This window comes from Bacillus sp. LR--39 (genome assembly GCF_053613335.1).
This window is the reverse complement of the sequence record NZ_JBSIOT010000856.1, coordinates 1-715: the sequence shown is the minus strand read 5'-3', so window position 1 is coordinate 715 and position 715 is coordinate 1. Positions and strand designations below refer to the sequence as shown.

Here is a 715-nt window from a genome sequence, read left to right as displayed (position 1 = left end):
ACTCGTCGTCGGCACGATCGATGAAGAGGGGATGGCAGTCACCGCGGCAAAAAAGCTGGCCGTCGCCGTCCGGTCGCATCAGCTGCTCACCGAAAAATACGGAATACCGGCCAGCGATATCATATTCGATCCGCTCGTCTTCCCGGTCGGAACGGGCGATGAACAATACATCGGCTCAGCTAAAGAAACGATCGAAGGGATCCGCCTCATCAAAGAGCAGCTCCCTGAATGCTTAACGATTCTCGGCGTCAGCAACGTCTCATTCGGTCTTCCGCCCGTCGGCCGGGAAATCTTAAATGCTGTATTCTTGTACCACGCAACACAGGCTGGGCTCGATTACGCGATCGTCAATACAGAAAAGCTTGAGCGGTTTGCTTCCATTCCTAAAGAAGAAGTCGAGATGGCTGAAAAACTTCTGTTTCATACCGACGATAAAACGCTCGCATCCTTCACTGACTTCTATCGTGGAAAGAAAAAAGCGGACAAACAGCCGAAAACGTCCCTTTCCCTCGAAGAGCGCCTGGCCGAATACGTAATCGAAGGTACAAAAGAAGGCTTGATTCCCGATCTCGAACAAGCGTTGAAAAAATTCGCCACCCCGCTCGACGTGATCAACGGTCCGCTCATGGACGGCATGGCAGAGGTCGGACGGCTGTTTAACAACAATGAGCTGATCGTCGCTGAAGTTCTGCAGTCGGCAGAGGTTATGAAAGCT

The 715-nt window shown here is 52.0% G+C and carries 1 protein-coding gene; it reads left to right on the top strand.

The annotated features are described in order from the left end of the window. Positions 1-715: B12-binding domain-containing protein (locus ACWHAR_RS27020; protein ID WP_452088425.1), on the top strand; the 715-nt coding region annotated here is incomplete at both ends.